This is a genomic window from Nostoc sp., from assembly GCF_036919615.1.
GTDB lineage: Bacteria > Cyanobacteriota > Cyanobacteriia > Cyanobacteriales > Nostocaceae > Nostoc.
The window spans coordinates 23,802-43,074 of sequence record NZ_JBALCN010000013.1; the positions used below are offsets into that span (position 1 = coordinate 23,802).

General features: G+C 40.1%; 14 protein-coding genes. 6 read left to right on the forward strand and 8 right to left on the reverse strand.

Annotated features, from left to right (window positions below; all coding sequences use genetic code 11):
• Positions 1 to 109: 109 nt before the first annotated feature.
• The 3 genes from V7K48_RS05725 to V7K48_RS05735 all read left to right on the forward strand — a co-directional run bounded on the left by V7K48_RS05725 (position 110) and on the right by V7K48_RS05735 (position 4,230).
• Positions 110 to 772 carry a class I SAM-dependent methyltransferase gene (locus V7K48_RS05725; protein ID WP_335070420.1) on the forward strand — a complete coding sequence of 221 codons (663 nt, stop codon included), beginning with the start codon at positions 110 to 112 and terminating at the stop codon, positions 770 to 772.
• Between the two features lie 214 nt (positions 773 to 986).
• Positions 987 to 2,375, forward strand: a complete 1,389-nt coding sequence (locus V7K48_RS05730; protein ID WP_442949410.1) for an AAA-like domain-containing protein — start codon at positions 987 to 989, stop codon at positions 2,373 to 2,375.
• 292 nt (positions 2,376 to 2,667) lie between these two features.
• A complete protein-coding gene (locus V7K48_RS05735) occupies positions 2,668 to 4,230 on the forward strand; it encodes an AAA-like domain-containing protein (protein ID WP_335070423.1) in 1,563 nt (520 codons plus the stop codon).
• 279 nt (positions 4,231 to 4,509) lie between these two features.
• Here V7K48_RS05735 and V7K48_RS05740 read toward each other — a convergent pair whose 3' ends face one another.
• Together V7K48_RS05740 and V7K48_RS05745 are read right to left on the reverse strand one after the other, a co-directional pair.
• Positions 4,510 to 4,929 carry a helix-turn-helix domain-containing protein gene (locus V7K48_RS05740; protein WP_335070426.1) on the reverse strand — a complete coding sequence of 140 codons (420 nt, stop codon included), beginning with the start codon at positions 4,927 to 4,929 and terminating at the stop codon, positions 4,510 to 4,512.
• Positions 4,913 to 5,212 carry a type II toxin-antitoxin system HigB family toxin gene (locus tag V7K48_RS05745; RefSeq protein WP_335070428.1) on the reverse strand — a complete coding sequence of 100 codons (300 nt, stop codon included), beginning with the start codon at positions 5,210 to 5,212 and terminating at the stop codon, positions 4,913 to 4,915. Before V7K48_RS05745 ends, V7K48_RS05740 begins: the two co-directional genes overlap by 17 nt.
• Positions 5,213 to 5,476: 264 nt before the next feature.
• On the opposite strand from V7K48_RS05745, the gene recQ reads away from it, so the two are divergent.
• Positions 5,477 to 7,636 carry a DNA helicase RecQ gene (recQ, locus tag V7K48_RS05750; RefSeq protein ID WP_335070430.1) on the forward strand — a complete coding sequence of 720 codons (2,160 nt, stop codon included), beginning with the start codon at positions 5,477 to 5,479 and terminating at the stop codon, positions 7,634 to 7,636.
• 231 nt (positions 7,637 to 7,867) lie between these two features.
• On the opposite strand, the gene V7K48_RS05755 is transcribed toward recQ, so the two are convergent.
• Positions 7,868 to 8,392 (reverse strand): pentapeptide repeat-containing protein, encoded by a 525-nt coding sequence (locus V7K48_RS05755; protein ID WP_335070432.1) that lies wholly within the window; start codon positions 8,390 to 8,392, stop codon positions 7,868 to 7,870.
• Between the two features lie 302 nt (positions 8,393 to 8,694).
• On the opposite strand from V7K48_RS05755, the gene V7K48_RS05760 reads away from it, so the two are divergent.
• Complete coding sequence (locus tag V7K48_RS05760; RefSeq protein ID WP_335070434.1) at positions 8,695 to 9,270, forward strand: Uma2 family endonuclease; 576 nt, start codon at positions 8,695 to 8,697, stop codon at positions 9,268 to 9,270.
• An 11-nt stretch (positions 9,271 to 9,281) separates the two neighbouring features.
• Complete coding sequence (locus tag V7K48_RS05765) at positions 9,282 to 10,475, forward strand: MFS transporter (RefSeq protein ID WP_335070436.1); 1,194 nt, start codon at positions 9,282 to 9,284, stop codon at positions 10,473 to 10,475.
• Positions 10,476 to 10,512: 37 nt separating this feature from the next.
• Here V7K48_RS05765 and V7K48_RS05770 read toward each other — a convergent pair whose 3' ends face one another.
• The 5 genes from V7K48_RS05770 to V7K48_RS05790 are packed head-to-tail and all read right to left on the reverse strand — an operon-like array spanning position 10,513 to position 17,729.
• A complete protein-coding gene (locus tag V7K48_RS05770; RefSeq protein ID WP_335070438.1) occupies positions 10,513 to 12,018 on the reverse strand; it encodes a radical SAM/SPASM domain-containing protein in 1,506 nt (501 codons plus the stop codon).
• Positions 12,011 to 14,800 (reverse strand): tetratricopeptide repeat protein, encoded by a 2,790-nt coding sequence (locus V7K48_RS05775; protein WP_335070440.1) that lies wholly within the window; start codon positions 14,798 to 14,800, stop codon positions 12,011 to 12,013. The genes V7K48_RS05770 and V7K48_RS05775 overlap by 8 nt, the downstream gene beginning before the upstream one ends.
• Before the next feature lie 14 nt (positions 14,801 to 14,814).
• Entirely contained in the window at positions 14,815 to 16,470 is a 1,656-nt protein-coding gene (locus V7K48_RS05780) for a hypothetical protein (protein WP_335070442.1), read from the reverse strand.
• A 17-nt stretch (positions 16,471 to 16,487) separates the two neighbouring features.
• Complete coding sequence (locus V7K48_RS05785) at positions 16,488 to 17,381, reverse strand: trypsin-like peptidase domain-containing protein (protein WP_335070444.1); 894 nt, start codon at positions 17,379 to 17,381, stop codon at positions 16,488 to 16,490.
• A gap of 6 nt (positions 17,382 to 17,387) precedes the next feature.
• Positions 17,388 to 17,729 carry a CU044_2847 family protein gene (locus tag V7K48_RS05790; protein WP_335070446.1) on the reverse strand — a complete coding sequence of 114 codons (342 nt, stop codon included), beginning with the start codon at positions 17,727 to 17,729 and terminating at the stop codon, positions 17,388 to 17,390.
• Between the last annotated feature and the right edge of the window lie 1,544 nt (positions 17,730 to 19,273).

A 19,273-nucleotide genomic window follows, 5' to 3' on the forward strand; every position in this document is an offset into this window, starting at 1 on the left:
AACGCGAACAGCGTCCCGTAGGGAAGTGAAACCCAACAAACCACTGAAAATGTTGGGTTTCGTTCCTCAACCCAACTTACGATTCTCCTTAACCCAAGCGTATTGCGTTATGACAACTCAAACACTAGGAATCGAACAAAACCTCTATGACTATTTACTATCAATCTCTCTGCGAGAACCAGAGATTTTAACCCAACTCAGACACGAAACAGCCCAGTATCCAATCAGCAGAATGCAGATTGCTCCCGAACAGGGGCAGTTTCTGGCGTTACTGGTGCAGTTGTTGGCAGCTAAGAAAACTTTGGAAATTGGGGTATTTACAGGCTATAGTGCCTTAGTGGTGGCATTGGCGTTACCGAGCGACGGTCAGGTGGTAGCCTGTGATGTGAGTGAAGAATTTACAACGATCGCACGACGCTATTGGCAGCAAGCAGGAGTGGCGGATAAAATTCAACTGCACATTGCCCCAGCTTTGCAGACTTTGGATCGGCTACTGGCAACAGGAGAAGCGGAAACTTTTGATTTTGCCTTCATCGATGCAGATAAGAGCAACTATGATGGCTATTATGAGCGATCGCTGCAATTAGTGCGAGTGGGGGGACTGATTGCGATCGATAATGTTCTCTGGTCAGGCAGGGTTGCCGATCCCCAAGTGCAAGATAATAGAACTAAAAGAATTCGTGGCTTTAATCAAAAGCTGCATCAAGACCAGCGAGTTAGTCTTAGTTTAGTAGCGATCGCAGATGGCTTGACTCTGGCACTGAAGAAGTAATATCTTTGAATCCCCATTTGTAGCAGCTGATTCCCACTAAAATCCACTTTTGCTACTCTGAAGTGTCACATTAATAATTTTCTTTCTTTGAAGATTAATAAAGCATAAAATTTTTTACCCATATACATTTTTTTCTTTTTTTAAGTATTTATTCGGTAGTATATTATTACTAGACCAAAGTGGATAAATGCATCTACTAATTGTTTAACCTTTAATATCCGTGGAAGATATTCAGCAAGCAGTAGAAAGAATTTTGCAAGACAAGCCTCTTGCTTCCATTCAGTGGTTTGTGCTCTCTCAATCGTGGTTGGGCAAAAGTTACAGTGAAATGGCAAAGGCATCAGGCTACCGCAACAATTACATTAAGGAAGTTGGCTCTGAGTTGTGGCAAGACCTTTCCGTTGCGCTTGGAAAAAGAGTAACGAAAAAAAATCTGCATTTAGCCTTGAATAAATACCTGCAAGACAAGATAGGCGATCGGGAGAATCAGAGCCAACATCAGTTCAGCGAAGAATCTAGCTTAGAAATATCTCCAGACTTTTTTTCAACAAGCAAGATAGAATTTCCTAGCGGCCCTGTACCACTGGGTTCTCCTTTTTACATTAATCGCCCTCCCTTGGAAGAACTTGTTTGTAACGAGATTTTACACCCTGGTTGCTTAATCCGGATTAAAGCACCTAGAAAGATGGGAAAAAGTTCACTGCTTAACCGGATGATTGCTTATGCTAGAGAGCAAGATTATCAAATTGTCTATTTGGACTTTCAAGAAGCTGACCAAGACGTTTTTGCTTCCCTTGATAAATTTTTGCGTTGGTTTTGTGTCAATGTCAGCAGGCAGTTAAATCTCCTTCCCAGTCTAGATGATTTTTGGGATACGGAAATGGGCAGCAAGGTAAGCTGCAAAATCTATTTTGAAGCGTATCTGCTGCAATACATTGAGCATAGTCCTGTAGTTTTGGCTTTGAATGAAGTCCATCGAGTTTTTGAACATCCCAATATTGCCCAAGACTTTCTGCCAATGCTGCGATGTTGGCATGAACAAGCAAAGCAGAATCAAATCTGGCAAAAACTGCGGATGGTAGTAGTTCATACGACAGAAATTTATATTCCGCTCAATCTTAACCAATCGCCTTTCAATGTAGGGATAACAATTACGCTGCCACCATTTACTCTCAATCAGGTACAGAATTTAGCATTACGTTATGGACTACATTGTGCGGCAGACTCTGAAGGGGCAAAACGCCTTGTACCCCTACAAACAATGGTAGGAGGACATCCCTATTTGGTGAGCCTTGCGCTTTATCATCTATGTCAGAAGCAAATAACATTAGAGGTGTTACTAAAAACTGCATCTACACCAGTGGGAATTTACAGTCAGCATTTACGAGAACTGTTGACCCTACTCCAAAAAGAACCAGAATTAATGTCAGCTATGCAACAGGTAATTGCAACAGATGAAAAAGTAGAGCTAGATGCGATCGCTGCTTATAAGTTAGAAAGCATGGGTTTGGTTCAACTAAACGGCAATCAAGCTCACACGATGTGTGAGTTATATCGCCTTTATTTTAGTCAACAGCTTGGAAAGCACTCAGAGGTTGTTTGAAAAGTGTTTCTCTGTAAATTTAGGCACTTTTAGATCCCCCCTAACCCCCCTTTTTAAGGGGGGAACCGGAATCAAAGTCCCCCTTTTTAAGGGGGATTTAGAGGGATCTAAAACTTTTGATACCGACAAGAGGACTTTTCAAACATCCTCTCAGGGTAATAATAGTTCTGGTAAACTGTTGAAAGACAAATAATCAAAATAATTAATTCTCATTCTTAAGATGAATTTTATCAATTGTCCCGATACTAATTCATTTATTAAGAACGAGAACGAATTTTAAATTTTAAATCAAATGAACAATTATCGATACCAAGTTGGTGGTACTTTAACCAGTGACGCTCCTAGCTATGTTGAGCGCAGGGCAGATGTAGAACTTTACGAAGCCTTGAAACAGGGTGAATTTTGCTACATCCTTAGTTGTAGGCAAATGGGCAAATCCTCACTTATGGTCAAAACAAAGGATCGCTTGCAACAAGAAGGCTTTAGATGTGCAACCGTTGATATGACTAATATTGGTTGCAAAAATATAACTCCAGAGCAGTGGTATAAAGGAATTATCGGAGACTTATGCTTAGGTTTTAAACTGTTAGGAAAAGTCAATCTAAAAAGTTGGTATCAACAACAAAATGATATCTCTTCAGTTCAGAAACTCAGTCGATTTATTTCGGAAAATCTGTTAGCTCAATTTCATAACGAAAGATTATTTATTTTTATTGATGAAATTGATAGTATTCTCAGCCTTGATTTCTCTGCTGATGACTTTTTTAGCTTAATTCGATTTTGCTATAACCAACGAGCAATTGATCCAGAGTATCATCGGATTACATTTGCAATTTTCGGTGTTGCGACACCTTCAGAATTAATTCTCTATCGAAATCATCCTACACCATTTAATTTTGGTAAAGCCATACAAGTAAATGGTTTTACATTTGAAGAAGCTCAACCATTATCTTTGGGACTGAATATTAAAGACAATCATCCCCAGAAAGTTTTGAAAGAAGTATTAGCTTGGACAAAAGGGCAACCATTTCTTACTCAAAAGCTGTGTCGGCTACTTGTAAATTTATCTCAAGATGATGTGGGTAGAAAGCTCAAAATTCCCCCTGGTACAGAAGAATTTTGGATAGAAAATGTGGTGCGATCGCACATCATCGAAAAATGGGAATCACTTGATGAACCGGAGCATTTGCGGACAATTCGCGATCGCATCCTCAGAAACGAACAATTTGCTGCCAGATTGCTAGGAATTTATCAACAAATCCTTCAAGGAGTGGAAGTACCAGCCGACGATAGTCGAGAACAGGTAGAACTGTTGCTGTCTGGTTTGGTGATCAAAAAGCAAGGTTTTCTTCAAATCAAAAACCGAATTTATCAAGAAGTTTTCAATTTAAAATGGGTTAAGAAAAAATTAGCTTCTTTACGCCCCTACTACGAAACCTTTAATGCATGGATAGCCTCAAAGGAAAAGGATGAATCTCGCCTATTGCGTGGACAAGCCTTGATTGATGCCCAAACTTGGGCAAATGGCAAAAGCTTGAACAACTTAGATTATCGATTTTTAGCTGCTAGTGAAGAATTAGATCGGCGAGAAATGCAGCAAGTATTAGAGGCCGAACGTGCCAAAGAAGTTGAAGCACGACTTGCAGAACAACAAAAAAGGCTGGCTCAACAACAGAAATTTGCCAGAATAGTAACATTTTTGCTCTTAGGCATGACGATTAAGTTGATGATTTCTATAATGTGGGGAATGTCACTTTTACGAAAGATTGATGCTTTAGAATCACAGGTAAAATGTACCCAGATAGAGCATAAGGGTAAAGTAATAACTGCAAATTCTCGGTTGGGTGGATGCTGACGAAATTTTAGATTTTAGATTTGGGATTTTAGATTAAATTTTTCAATTTTTTAATCGGTAATCCGTATAGAGAAACGCAGGTCTGACCAAAGCTGCCGATAATGTGAGTTAAAATCCTGATATCTTTAATAACTACTCACGCAGACAGCCCCCGAAAAAGCGATCGCCTGATCTTCCAAGTGCGATCGCCTATCTTATAGCGAGAGTCAAACAATAAAAGCGATCGCTCCTAGCATGATGTTTGATGAGCGTGTGATCGGCTAATATTGTAGTGGCAGTTTAATCTCCAAAGTCAAGAGCCGTTAGGGAAAGCCCAGAATAATGGTCATTAAAAAACTTAGCTAGGGACTCAGCTTGAGATTGGCTAACTTGTCGTTGACCATTAACTACTTCCCTAACAATCTCAACAGTGCCAAAAACCCCTAATAAAGAAGTTGGCTCCACATCAAACTCATGCATGAGGGATTCTAAAGTAGCCACAGGTTTTGATTCACCCATCGAATAATGACATTCCTCGTAATTCTCAATCAGAAGAACCAATAACTCAAAAAGCACAGTTTCAGCCTCTGTCAAGTCACCAGACATCATCCCCTCTACTGCTGTTAAGGCTCTGTTATACTCCTGTTCTGTTTTAATTGGCTTAGGCTGATACTGAATTAGTAAGTCAGTGTAGGTTTGTTGACTAGAAGTAGGGGTCATCTTTCCACCTTTCCTTATCGTATTCAGGATGGGTAAGAACGTATTTAATAAAAATTGTCTGGCTGTAATATCTAATGTCTACTATCAAACGATAGTTATTACCTTTGATGTTAAACACTGTAAAGTTTCCAACTGCTTCTGCCTTTGGATATCTTTTCTGAACATCCACCAAATTAGACCAATTCGCAATAGATGCAAACTTGTACCAGTCATTGAGAGAATCTTCAGAATCAGCGTGTTGAACCCAGAATTCCCGTAATTTCACTTTACTGATTACGTGCATCCCTAAAGTGAGAAATTTGTGCTAATTATAGCATTGATTGAGACGAACACCGGGGGAATGGGGCGATCACCGATTTTATAGCAACTGTCTTGAAAGTTAAGCAATCGCATCATGTATGAAGGTTGATGAGCGTGCCGCAGCTACGCCCGTCGTAGACATCGCCAACAGAAACGCAGGTCTGACCAAAGCTGCCAAAGATGTGAGTTAAAATCCTGATATCTTCAATAACTACTCACGCAGACAGCCCCCGAAAAAGCGATCGCTATGCTTCAGTACCCCAATCTCGAACAAGCGCTAAAATATCACTTCGGTTACGACAGATTCCGCCCCGGACAACGGCAAATTATCGAAGATGCGCTGCAAAATCGAGATTTATTGGTTGTAATGCCTACGGGCGGGGGAAAATCTCTGTGCTTTCAATTACCTGCATTGATTAAAAAAGGTTTAACGGTGGTGGTGTCGCCATTAATCGCTTTGATGCAAGACCAAGTGGAAGGACTGCGAAATAATAACATTGCTGCCACATTTTTGAATAGTAGTCTGAATCCCTATAAGGTGCGATCGCGGGAAGAAGCCATCCTCAGCGGTAAAGTTAGATTGCTTTACGTCGCCCCAGAACGTCTATTGAGTGAAAGATTTCTCCCGTTTCTCGATTTAGTCAAGGAAAAAATTGGGATTGCGGCTTTTGCTATTGACGAAGCCCACTGCGTCTCTGAGTGGGGACACGACTTCCGCCCAGAATACCGACAGATGAAATCTCTGCGGAAACGCTATCCTGATGTCCCTACCCTCGCCCTCACCGCCACAGCAACCGATCGCGTCCGTGCTGATATTATCCAACAACTAGGACTAAAGCAACCCAGTATCCACATTGCTAGCTTTAACCGCCAAAATCTTTACTACGAAGTTCGTTCTAAAACCAAGTCTGCTTACGCTGAATTGTTAGAACTCGTTCGAGAAAATGAAGGTTCAGCAATTATTTATTGTCTGACGCGCAAAAAAGTTGATGAACTCACCTTTAAATTGCAAAATGATCAGATTGCCGCCTTGTCGTATCATGCTGGATTAACTGATGAAGAACGCAGTAGCAATCAAACTCGATTTATTCGAGATGATGTGCGCGTTATGGTGGCAACAATTGCCTTTGGGATGGGAATTAATAAGCCAGATGTGCGATTAGTAATTCACTTTGATTTACCGCGTAATTTGGAGAGTTATTATCAAGAATCAGGTAGGGCAGGAAGGGATAGTGAACCATCTCGGTGTACACTTTTTTTCAGCTTTGGTGATATTAAAACCATTGAATGGAGTATTAACCAAAAAACTGATCCTCAAGAACAGTTGATTGCTAAACAACAACTGCGTCAGGTAATTGATTATGCTGAAGGTACTGTCTGCCGGCGCACAATTCAGTTAGGTTATTTTGGAGAACGTTTTAGTGGGAATTGCGGTAACTGCGATAATTGCCGTTATCCCAAACCAATGCAAGACTGGACAATTGAAGCCATGAAATTTTTATCTTGTGTGGCGCGTTGTAAAGAAAGATTTGGGATGCTGCACATTATTGATGTGTTGCGGGGGGCAAAAAACCAGAAAATTACCCAAAACGAACACGATAAACTTTCTACTTATGGTATTGGTAAAGATAAGAGTGTAGATGAATGGCGGATGCTGGGGCGATCGCTTTTACATCAAGGGTTGCTAGAACAGACTAGCGATGGTTATTCAGTTTTGAAACTTAACGCCCTCAGTTGGGAAGTGATGCGGCGACAGCACACAGTTTCCCTTGCTGTTCCTGTAGCACAAAAGATTACTTGGGAAGAAGGGAGTGAAAAAGCTGCTGAAGCAGAGATATTAATGCAGAGGTTGCGATCGCTCCGTAAACAACTTGCTGATGAACAGTCTGTTCCACCTTACGTTGTCTTTCAGGATTCTACCTTGAAATTGATGGCACAGGTACAACCTAGAACACTAACCGAATTTGGTAAACTTTCGGGCGTAGGTAGTCACAAACTTTCCCAATATGGCGATAAGTTCCTCACAGAAATTCGCACCTACCGCCAAGAAAAAGGTTTGGTAGATCCACCACAGGTTAATTTTACACCCTCTCTTAGCTTACCTTCCGACACAGAAATATTCACATTCCAATTGCACAAACAAGGTTTGAGTGTTAATGAAATTGCCCAAAAACGCAACATTCGTCCGACGACAATCATTCGTCATTTGGCAGATTTGATTGAGAAAAATCAGCCTGTAGATTTAAATCAGTTAGTATCTCTCGAACATCAACAAAAAATTTGGCAAGTTTTAGAAGTGCTTGGTGATATCTCTTTAACGCCAATTCGAGAACAACTAGGTGAAAGCTACAGTTTTGATGAAATTCGTTTAGTACGAGGTAAGTGGCGGCGTGAAAATCGCAAGTAATAATTAAATTTTAGAGGATGTTTTAAAAGTATTGGGCGAATAGAATTCGCTACTACACTAGCATTGTCCACCTCCGTGGACTAAGATAAAATCAAGGCTTTAAACCCACGGAGGTGGGTTTTGTCTGTATAGCCACGAATTATATTCGCCAGGGCTAATATGAATTGAGACTTTACAAATATCTTTTTAACTTGTTCCGAATGCACCCTTATGGCTGCAACTGAAGATGAACTAAAACTCTCCGAAAAAAGGCCCGCTTTTGATAGTGCCATCGGGCATGATGGTTTTGTAAACAAAGTTACCATAACTCCAAATAATATTTGGAAAGATTCGAGCATCTCGGAAGTTAGTGTTAATCAAAATAGCGTACTCGAAACCATCGATGTTGGCTCCACAGAAGATAGCACTAGTAGCATTCATATAATCCAACTTAGTTCCTCTCAAATCGGATTCAGTCAAGTCACACCAACGCAAGTTGGCGGAATATAAATTAGCATCCCTGATAATGGCATCTTTCAACCAAGCGAGTCGCAAAGAAACACCAAACAAATCGGCTCCAGTCAAATCAGCTCGACACAGATTGGCTCGACACAGATCGGCTCCGTGCAAGTTGATATCTCTCAAAATAGCCCCTTCGAGGTCAATCGAAGCTTCTTGGGGAATGCCCTCGGATTGGATCAACTCAATCCCTTGAAAATCGCGCTCTCCATCAGCATACCGAGCCAGCAACTCCTCAGCAGTTATTTCCCAAGGCACGATTTAACCTCCAAGTTTTTTTCTAATCTCAAATATATGGATGTCTAATATCATGTCCGCTTGATTACTTAATTAAACCCCAAGAACCCCACCCCGCCAAAGCTGCGCTTTAGCTCCCCTCCCCGCAAGCGGGGAGGGGTTGGGGGTGGGGTTCTTCTATTATGGGTAATTTGGTGGACATGATATAAACCTTTCTCGGCGATTTATGTCTAGAAAAAAATAGCCTTGTCTAGTATACTTTGTGAATTTTCAAACATCCTTTTATGATTAAAAGACAAGAGCAAGATTAAAGGAGTTAGCCGATGAGTCAGATGCTTAATACAACAGGAGTACGCTGGACAATTCACGACCTGGAACTTTTACCAGAAAATGAAGGGACGCGCTACGAGATAGTTGATGGAGAATTATTTATGACCAGGGCATCTCACTTTAAACATCAGCAAACTTGTGGCAGAATTTTCCAACAGCTTGATGTTTGGTCGGAGTTTTCTGGTTTAGGGGAAGCTGCGATCAACCCTGGCGTTTTGTTTTCAGAATCAGATAATGTGATACCTGATGTAGTTTGGGCTACTGAAGAAACCTTGGCGCTAACATTGGATGAAGCGGGACATTTAACTGGCGCACCAGATTTAGTAGTTGAAGTTTTGTCTGCTAGTAAAGAAGACCAAAGACGGGATAAGGAAGCTAAACTTAAACTTTATTCTTCCAGAGGAGTAAAAGAATATTGGATTGCTGATTGGCGATCGCCTAAACTAGAGGTCTATCGGCGCGAAGACAATCAACTTAAATTAGTAGAAACCCTATTTAGTAGCGATATTATAATTTCTTCTTTATTGCCTGGTTTTAGCTGTACTGTAAACCAGTTTTTTCCTGTATAAATTTAGTTTGAATGCAAAAACAAATCTCAAGTAACGGATTAACTAAAGTCCAAGTACTGATTATGGCGATCGCAGCTGGTGTCTGTGTTGCCAACGTTTATTATAATCAGCCAATCCTCAAAGATATTGCATCTTCTTTTGGAGTCAGTGAAGGCGAAGCGGGTAGCATATCTGTGCTTACGCAAGTTGGTTACGGTTTTGGGCTTTTCTTTTTAATCCCCTTGGGCGATAAAATCAACAAGAAAAAATTAATTCTTTGCTTACTGACATGTTTGTTCTGTTTTTTGATTCTCATGACGTTTTCACAAAACATCGTCGAGGTTTGGATATTGAGCGTAGCAATTGGGATTGCGACAGTCTCCGCTCAGGTTATTCTTCCCTTAGCAGCAAGTATAGATAGAGTAACTACAGGCAAAACTGTAGGCAACATTTTTACTGGTATATTGATCGGAATTTTAGGAGCAAGGGTTTTTAGTGGATATATTGCTGAATGGTTGAGTTGGCGTTATGTATATGGATTTTCAGCAGGAATGATTTTAATTGTTACTATCTTACTACAAATCTACTTGCCTAATGTCAAGAATGAATATAGTGGTGATTATTTAGATTTATTAAAATCAACGCTTCAACAATTAAAACGTTTTTCACTCTTGAGAGAAACGTCTTTAATTGGTGGGTTATTGTTTGGTGTCTTTTGCTCATTTTGGACAACGCTGACTTTCCATTTAAGTGGAGCGCCTTTTAATTTTCAATCTGACACAATTGGGATGTATGGCTTTGTGGCGATTGTAGGTGCATTGATGGCACCAGTTTTTGGTAAATTAGCTGATCAAGGTAACTCCCAACGTTCCTTGACTATTGCTGTATCGCTGGTGATTGCAAGTTTAGTAATTGCTAAAATTGCTTCTAGTTCAGCGCTGGCGATCGCTGTTGCTGTATTGTTACTAGATGTAGGTGTACAGGCAACGCAGGTCACTAATGTCGCAACGATATACACTCTTGATGCTGAATCGAATAGTCGCATCAACACAGTTTACATGACTAGCTATTTTCTCGGCGGTGCTGTAGGTACTAGCATTGGTCTATTATGCTGGCATCTTGGTGGCTGGAATTTGGTGACTTGGCAAATGTTAGGTTTTACTTTGCTGGCATTTTTTATGATCGTCAGACCTAAAATAACTACAGCAAGAATAAATAAATCATAAATAATCAAACTCTCGTTTTTGATTTATTATTGCCTACTTACTTAGTTAGGTAACTATATTTGAGAAGGCGTAAGCCCTCTAGTCGGACAGCTTCCGGATAGAGAGCTTTGTAAATATTGCAATTTGGAGATTGAATATCGTAACGACCTGTAGCCTTAAACGTTGCCAGAGGACAACCACCTGTACACCAGTATTTCCACTCACATGTCTGACAGCCTTCTTTTTCCTCAACGGACAAATTCTGAATACCTGCTTTATCTTGTCGCACAACAGTTAAAGGATCTTGATTGTCAATGGAGGATACAGTTTTATGTAGCTGCATCTGGCATTTGGCAATTTGCCCTTGGTAATCAAATACAAGATAGCTTTGCCCAACTCCACAAGTTCGTTTATGAGCAGACGATAAATTAGCACGATCAATCAATGAACCTAGTAAACTTCGATTGGGTAATTTCAATTCGATAACTTTGAACGCTGCCAACATTCCCTCAATCAGCCGAGATTCTTCTAGTTGCAAGTCCTCGTAAGAAGCTGACAGTTCATTTTCACGATAGAAATTTAAACTAAAGGGCAGATTATGCTCCAATATCCATTCAATCAGATCGGGTAATCCTTCTGCGTTACGCCCATTAACTGTAATGGAAATATCTGGTATCAGACCATTTTGCAAAGCAATTTTAATACCTCGTTCAACATCTTGAAACGAACCCTTTCCGCCTGCATACGATCGTTGGATATTGTGGAAATTTGATAATCCATCTAGTGAAATCATTAGACGCAGATTCAATGTTTGCATCATCTCAATAATCTCAGGCGTAATCAATGTTCCATTACTGAGAACGATTCCATCTAATATGATGTCTCTTTCTTTGCTAAGGGATTGAGCATACAAATGGAGATCCTTAATTAAAGGAGAACATAGTAATGCCTCTCCTCCTGCATACTTCAGTTTGACGCGGCGGTAACGATTTAAGCTAGCAGAGCGAAATGTAGATTCAAGAGCTGCTCTACCTATATCTATTGACATATCCTTTACTAGATGAGGAAGGTAGCAGTAGTCACATCTTAAATTACAACGATCGGTGATATGCAACCATGCTGTTAAAGTTTCTGGTATTTCATTTAGGTTAAATGAGCAATTATTCTTTGGTGCAATCAAACGTGCTTGATATAGTTCCTGAATAGCTGTCTGTAAGTCTGTTGGGTCAATATGAGGATGTTCTATTACAATATCATCTAATTTATGAGGATTTGTAAATTGATCTAGTAAATATAATGCTGATTTATTAATAACTGCTACTTGATGATGAGTACCATAACAAATAGAATAAGTATCATCTAGATTCATAATCTGTGAGTTGGGAACTCTCATAAACTCTGTCTCTAACATCCCCACAGATAATCGGATATCTGAGCTTAATTCTAGTAAAGGGGATAAGTCACAGGCACAGTCCCCTCCATCACAATCGCATTGCCCAGTGGGTACGTAGGTAGAATTGAGAGAAACTAAAATTTTGGGTTGAGCAATTTTTTTACTAAACATGAGAAGATGGCTGTTTTGTGGCACGTATTCGAGTCAGAAACATTTGTTGATCACACCATTCCTTGAGAGCTTTCTGATCATTCCACCGAGATTTGAGTTGCTGGATTAGAGTTTTAGAAAGTTTTATAGGCAAGCGTTCGATTTTCTTTTGGAGCAGATTTAGCTCATGTTGGCTCGAATATGGCCCGAAACCTCCATCCTGAAATATTTTGGGTATTCCTTGAGCATATTTATTAAAAGCAAAATCGTAGTTAGCTTCTTGAAAAGCGACATCACCTTCTATCCGTAATATCCGACCAAAGTATAGTTGATGGATATTTTCATAGGATTGGAAGCGATCGCTAAGTTCTCGTGCATAATCTGAAATACGCTCATAGGCTTTTGCATAATAATCAAACTCTGCTTTACCTACCAGGCTGTCAATGGCATATCGCGTATCATTGTATTCTAAACTAGTCTGATAAGAGTGCTCGTTGAGTTTTAGAGCTTGTTCTTGCAGCGAGCGATCGCACCTTTGAAACCCAATATGCCAATAGACACTGGCAGTTTGGCGCAAAATTCCAGGTAATTCCTCTTCAATTCCGTATTTCTCTGCGAGTTTCAGGCTTTTTTCTAAAGCATCTTGAGCAAGACTTAGCAGATTGAGATCCCACTGTATCTGTGTCACATCCCAAAGGGTTTCATTTACTACCTCGGCATTAAACCACTGATTTAAGCCTAATTGAAAGTATGCCCTACACAATATTCGATTATCGTTTTCCTCATTGTTGCAACGGCTTAACGCTCGTTCAAGTAGCTGTTTAGCTTTAACATAGTTACCATTATTTACCGAAATAGTAGCAGAGGCAATTTCGGCGTCAGCTATTTCGCGTTGACTCTCAACACTCGACCACATATCAATAGCAGCTTTAAAACACTGTTCAGCCTTTACGTAATCTTTTTGTAGTCCGTACAAGTATCCCAAGTTATTCTGAATACTAGCCATAACTTGAGTTAAGCCTTTGTCAGGAGTGTCAACTTCCATAGCAGCATCCCAACCTAGTTTGTAATATTTTTCAGCTTCCTTAAAGTTGTTGATTCGTCGATGAAGATAACCAACTTGGTTAGCTACAGCCGGAATAGCAGATGATAGCTTTTTGCCTTGAACTAGGGATAAACACTCCTGCTGATATTTCAAGGCTTCGTCATAAAGATGTAACTTGGTATTCAGTATTCCCAAGACATTATAAATATCTGCTTGATGAGAAGAATTAGAAGATTGTTCGGATAGTATTCCCTCTAGCTTTTTTACCTCATGTTCTGTTGTACTTTTACCTTTAAGTGCGTGAATAATCCTTGATTCAAAAATAATCAGGTTAAGTTTTTGATCAGGGTTTAGCTCTTTTTCAAACTGTTTTGCAATTGCCAATAATTGATTTACAAAGCTAAATTTCTTGGCTTGAGTGCGAATCGTGTTAGTAACTTGATACCAAGTTTCAAAGCCGATTGTCAGATCGGCGTATAAAGCATTCCATAGCCATCGCGTAGTATTGAATTCCCGCAGTTGTTTCATTTCTTCAATTAGAAACTCGATATTAGCGACTTTCTCAGAATCATCAGAGGAACGTTGCACCTCCAATATCCTTTTTTGTGGGCCTAGTTGATAATCTTTTTGCTTGAAATATTTGGCAGCAATCCGACTATCTTGTTTTCTCCATTCCTGATCGGGGTCAATATCTGTCCATACATATTTCTCAACCAAGTCTCGCACAATATCATGTAATGATATTTGAGAACCACCCATTACTGGTTTGATAAAAAAGTAGCTCTGTGCATCAATAAATAATCTTTGAGCATCTTCTGTAGATAGTTCTAATAAATTAGCAATATCAGAGCTATCTAATGGGTAGATACGTGAAAGCAACAGGGTTAGCCGATCCATTAATGTCTGAAGTTGCGTAATATGTCGAACCATCTCAGCTTCAAATCCACCAGCTTTTTCCAACCTACCTGGAATAGTTTCTATATCTTCACTTTCTAACCAATCTGGGATGACTTCCCGATAAGCATACTCTACTCCAAATTCAATCATGATCGGGCTACCACCAGAAAGAATTATGATCTTTTTAACCAAGTCTTGTCCAAGAGTAAAGTGAAGCTGCTCCTGCTTGCAAAGAATGTATGTCTGCACATCCTCATGAGTAAATTCATTTAATTCAAAATAAGTTAATTCATCTTCTTGGAATGATTTTTCCAGAATTTGACGGGCAATACTAGGGCGACCTGCTAAAATCAATACGGCATTATCTAATTGATGGCATAGATCACCAAGATGCTCCCAAACTTCTTCCCTTAACTCTGGTCGTCCTAACTTCTCAACCGTATCAATTAGAAATACTAGTCTCTGTTGTCTGGATTTTCGATTAATTTCATCGACCAAGAACTTTTCAAGTTGTCTACGTTCTTGTTCGTATGCAGTTTGACTGAGGCGGTTTTCATCTTCTCGCAGTTGTCGTAACCTGAGCAACCATTCTTTATATGTAGAATCGTATAATTGTTTGGCGATTTGAGTGTATAAATCTTCTGCATCATTAAAAACAGGGGTATCGCAATCAATAATTTGACTTGTTCCAATCTGAACTTGGTTTAGGCGGGATTGTAATTCCCGAAGCAACCAAGTTTTGCCAATTCCACCTCTACCCTCCACCAAAACAACATGCAGATTAGGCTCCCGAACAAGGGAAATGATTCGATTTAGATGTTCTTCACGACCAACAAACTCTAATTTATCTAGTTCAGACATAATAGACTCCTGAGTTAGTTATTTTGAATAGCTTCATCAAGCTTCTGAATTAAATATCTATAGGGTGCATCATTATATTCGTCATTGTGCAGATAGTAATTGACAACAAACTGAAATTCCCAGTCGTGTTCTACTTCAGATTTCAGCGTAGAAAGAAAATCATGGGTTTGCTCTCGGTCTGTATTGCGGAATATTTCCAGAGTTTCTTCAACAGTTTGATCGAAGAAAGTTTTGCGGAGGTCTTGTCGATAATTCAGACTATCAGCACCACGATTGATATATCCAGCATGTTGCTGAAGACTTTGAAAAAAATACTGCATAGACCAAGTACCCGCGACAGCAGAATCATTCTTTGATTTTAGTTCATGAATATATTTTAAGCAGATTTCAGCCGCTTCCTTACAAAGCTCTTGAAAGCTCTCAGGTGAACTTTCTCGGAGAAGACCAATAACTAGTAGCCGCCGTGTCATTCTATCTTTGATAATCGTTTTGTCACGAGTAAAAATAGATGTCTTTGTCAGTTCAGTATTTAATTTAAAACTGTCATCACTGAAAGGTAACTTAAATCTCTGAACAGCTTCCTTTAATATGCAACTACTATTTATTATGGGAAATATACTTAATTTCTCAATGGATTCGTATAGATGGTTATTTTCTTTTGTCAAGCTTTCTCTAATCTGGTCTCTATACTTTTTGAGGTTTTTTTCCCATAATTGGTTGCCATAACTGTTTAAAAACAAATTAACTGTGTAACCGCCACCTCGATAAACTTTTAGTGCTTCAGCAATTCCCCCTGGATGTCCACCAGTTAAATACAGTAAGTGGGCTGCTAGTAGAGCAAGACTTTCAGAAGTCATCTCAATGGGCTTGAGATATTTGGTTGCTGTATCCTGAATCACTTCCCAGTTAAAAGGAGAGAGTGTTAGTTTAGGAAAAGTCCGATCTAAGGGGAGATCAATCAGACAGCGAGCTGCAATCACAACTCGAAGTCTCCGGGAATTATCTTTAAAGAACTTTAATTCTTTCAAACATCTTTCAATTCTCCATGCAAATTCCTTAAAGTTATTAAAAATTTCGTTTAAACGTTGCTTTTGTGGGGCACTTCCATCCAGATCAATTAGCAGCACAATACCTTTTTTATCCTGAGATTGCCATCTAGCCCAATTTCTATGCAATAGTAAGCCTAAACGCTCTCCCCAACTTAATTCATACCCTTCTGGGAGCGTAATTTGCAGAGAACTTGCTAATCGTTTTTCTAAGTCTTCAATACTTTCATAACTAGACATAGAAGCATAAGCACAACACCATTGTAATTCTTGAAACCGCCTCAAGACATGTTTGAGAAATTCTGTTTTTCCATAACCTTCAGGTGCTGTTACCAAACGATAAGGAGGAGAATTAGTTGCTGTAATCTCATTAATTGCAGCATCCCGATTAGTGAATGGGATTTTATCAGGCTCAAGCTCTACAGATTGTTGATTTAACTGGTTTAACTCTGATTCGGCTTTTTCCATTTCACCGAATCTATCGTTAAGTTGCCTTTGCAATTTATTTCTATCTACATTATTAACCGTCCACCCTATTTGGTCGCTGAGACTTTCAATATCAGTTTTTAAACGGGCTATTAACTGCTCTAAATAGTTCTTTCGCAAATCTGAAGAATTTGTCATTGCATTTAGGTATTAAATTAATGGCTTATGGCATTAAGTTCGCTTTCTACTCGCTCAAGTTCTTCTAATATGGTATTTATTTGGCGTTGAATGATATTGCGATCGCCTGCGCTGAGTGTATAGTTAAGTTGATTGTAAGCTGCCTCATAATCACTACTTAGAACCTCAAAGCGTTGTTGCAAAGTTTTAATTTTTAGTTGTTGTACCCGGCTCGGATTATTCTGAGTATATGCATTTGATGAAATCGGCAAGGTTATTTCATCCCATGCTTTGATAAATGCATCCGCAGGAATCATAAAAGCAGTCTTGATATCTTCTCGCTGCTTCTCCGCCGCCACAGCCATACCAACTACTCCTCCAAGGGTTTCATCCCATATCGGCGCACCACTAAAGCCCGGTTCTACCCTGTAGCCAGTTACTTTACTATCTTCCAGTTGCACCCATCCCTTTCCTTGGCCGTCTCGCAACACGCCTGTGGCCCAGACACCATCATTGTGTCCGCGAGGAAAACCGAATATGCGGAAAGGATGCTCCCAGACGTTACTAGCTGAGATGAGCTTGATTGGTTGTGCTTGTTTAGGCAACTGCCCTTCTATTTGCAAACCAGCAATATCTTCAGGCTCAGAAGTTGATGCATTGCTGACAACGGATTGCCAAAAAACAACTTTAGCTTTTAGTTGTTGCCCTGATGCAATTAGGGGGAAATCCAAATAAATATCATTACTAGGAGCTTCAACTATATTCTGTGGTAAAGATAGAACTGAGGTAACAACGTGAGCGCATGTCAGGATGTAATTTCGAGTTCGTCCAGAGACTAAAAAACCTACACCAACTACCGCACCATTAGGATAAAAAATCCGGGCGATCGCTGACCTGAAAGTTTGAATATAATTATCTGTACTCGCTATCATGCGTTACTATGCCTTGTTTTGCTTCCATTTCAAGGTAATTTCGTAGTTAGCTTCACCACCTACAGAAGTAAAAATTGCACCCACAGCAGCATTTAACTTAATACCAAACTTAACCTCTACTTCATCGGCAGGTGTATTAAGCTGACTCAGTTTGATGATAATTGCTGAAGCTACAGGTTGTATTTGATCTAATACCTCGTCAAATCTCTTTTTAGCTTCAACTACCATTTGCCCAGTGTCTGGTCTGGCAACACGTACAAGAGCATTGCTATTTTCTGGCTCATCAACTTCAGCTAAAAACCTCGTGCCATCTTTGAGAGAAAACTCTGTGATTTGTTTCCGATTCATAGTACAATCTTGGATTTAAAACTAATAGTTTAATGCGTTGATCATCAAAAGAGTTGCTAGAAATTTTTTGTACATAATCCTATTCTCATCTGATGGTTAACTCGTTAAATGCTTCTCCAACAATTCCTTACTTTCTTCTCCCATCTTATTAAGCTTCTGCCAAGACTCCGACTTCCTCACCATGTCTTTCCACGCCACTTGCTACCCTGCACGAACGCTACCCTTGCCTCAGCAACCTCCCTTCGGGTGACGCTCGATAGCGCAGCGTAAAGCCTGCGGCATGGCTTCTCTTCTTAGGCTGCGCCAACGCTTAAAGCGACGTAGGAGCGTCTGACTCGCTAACGCTGCGCTAACACCAGTCGCCTACGGCGGGAAACCCGCCTACAGCGCTGGATTCACCACAACGCAGTGGCTCCTCTTTGCCTTGCTCCCTACCCATCATTTGTTGATTGACAGGCTACTAGAAGTTTGTGAAGTTTCTGAATAAACTGACCAACTTCTTGCTGCTTAAGCATTACAAGCTGCTTGACTGTCATGTAATAGATTTAACAAGTCTTATGTCAATTGTTATATTAGTTATATCTGTAGCTGGACTTCAATTAGTAATTATACTGAGTAAAACGGCAAATAAGCAAAGATGTAGTAAAAGCCTTGTTGAGTCCGTCCACCGCAGGAGCTCTCCATGAGCGACTGCTGTAAGCGCAGCGTTAGCGATAGCGAGGAACGAGCGTCGGAACGAGGGTCACCCGGAGAGCTTGCCGCAGGCTACCACAGAGGCGCAGAGGACACAGAGAGAATAATAAAAATGCTTAACCCAAGCGTATTGCTCTATAGCAACGAAATGGAGAGTTAAGATATGTTGGTAATGACAAGCTCTTAAAGCTTGCTATGCATAGCGTCTCCGTCAGAAGAAGGGTAAGCTGATATGCAATTAGTTTGCAGTATGGTCGTAGTAAGGGGAGCCAGAAGCTAAGAGCAAAGGAAGCAAAGCTCCGCTAAGGAGTCAGAATACTCAAAGCTTCTAACTTCCTGCAAAAAATTCCGATTTGACTCGTGGGGCAATTAATCAAGGAATTACCCATACAGTAATCATACTTAGGTAGAAAATTACTCGGATCTATATAGCAGTTCTGTGTTAAGTCCAGTACAGACCTAACAAGAACAGCCCCAATCCTTGTAGCGTTGGGGAGTAAGATTCAAAGCCTCTCTCTTTTTAGGCTACGGTGTACACACAAGTATGACCAGCATAGGTTTTAACTCTTCTAGTTGTTTCGTAGGGTTCGTTATAGAGACGCCAAAACAACAAATGAGTTCGCCGAAATAACAAATGCATACGCCAAAACAACAAATGAGTTCGCCGAAACAACAAATGCGTACGCCGAAATAACAAATGGGTTCGCCGAAATAATAAATGCGTACGCCGTAATAACAAATGGGTTCGCCGAAATAACAAATGTGTACGCCGTAATAACAAATGAGTTCGCCGAAATAACAAATGCGTACGCCGAAATAACAAATGCGTACGCCGTAATAACAAATACGTT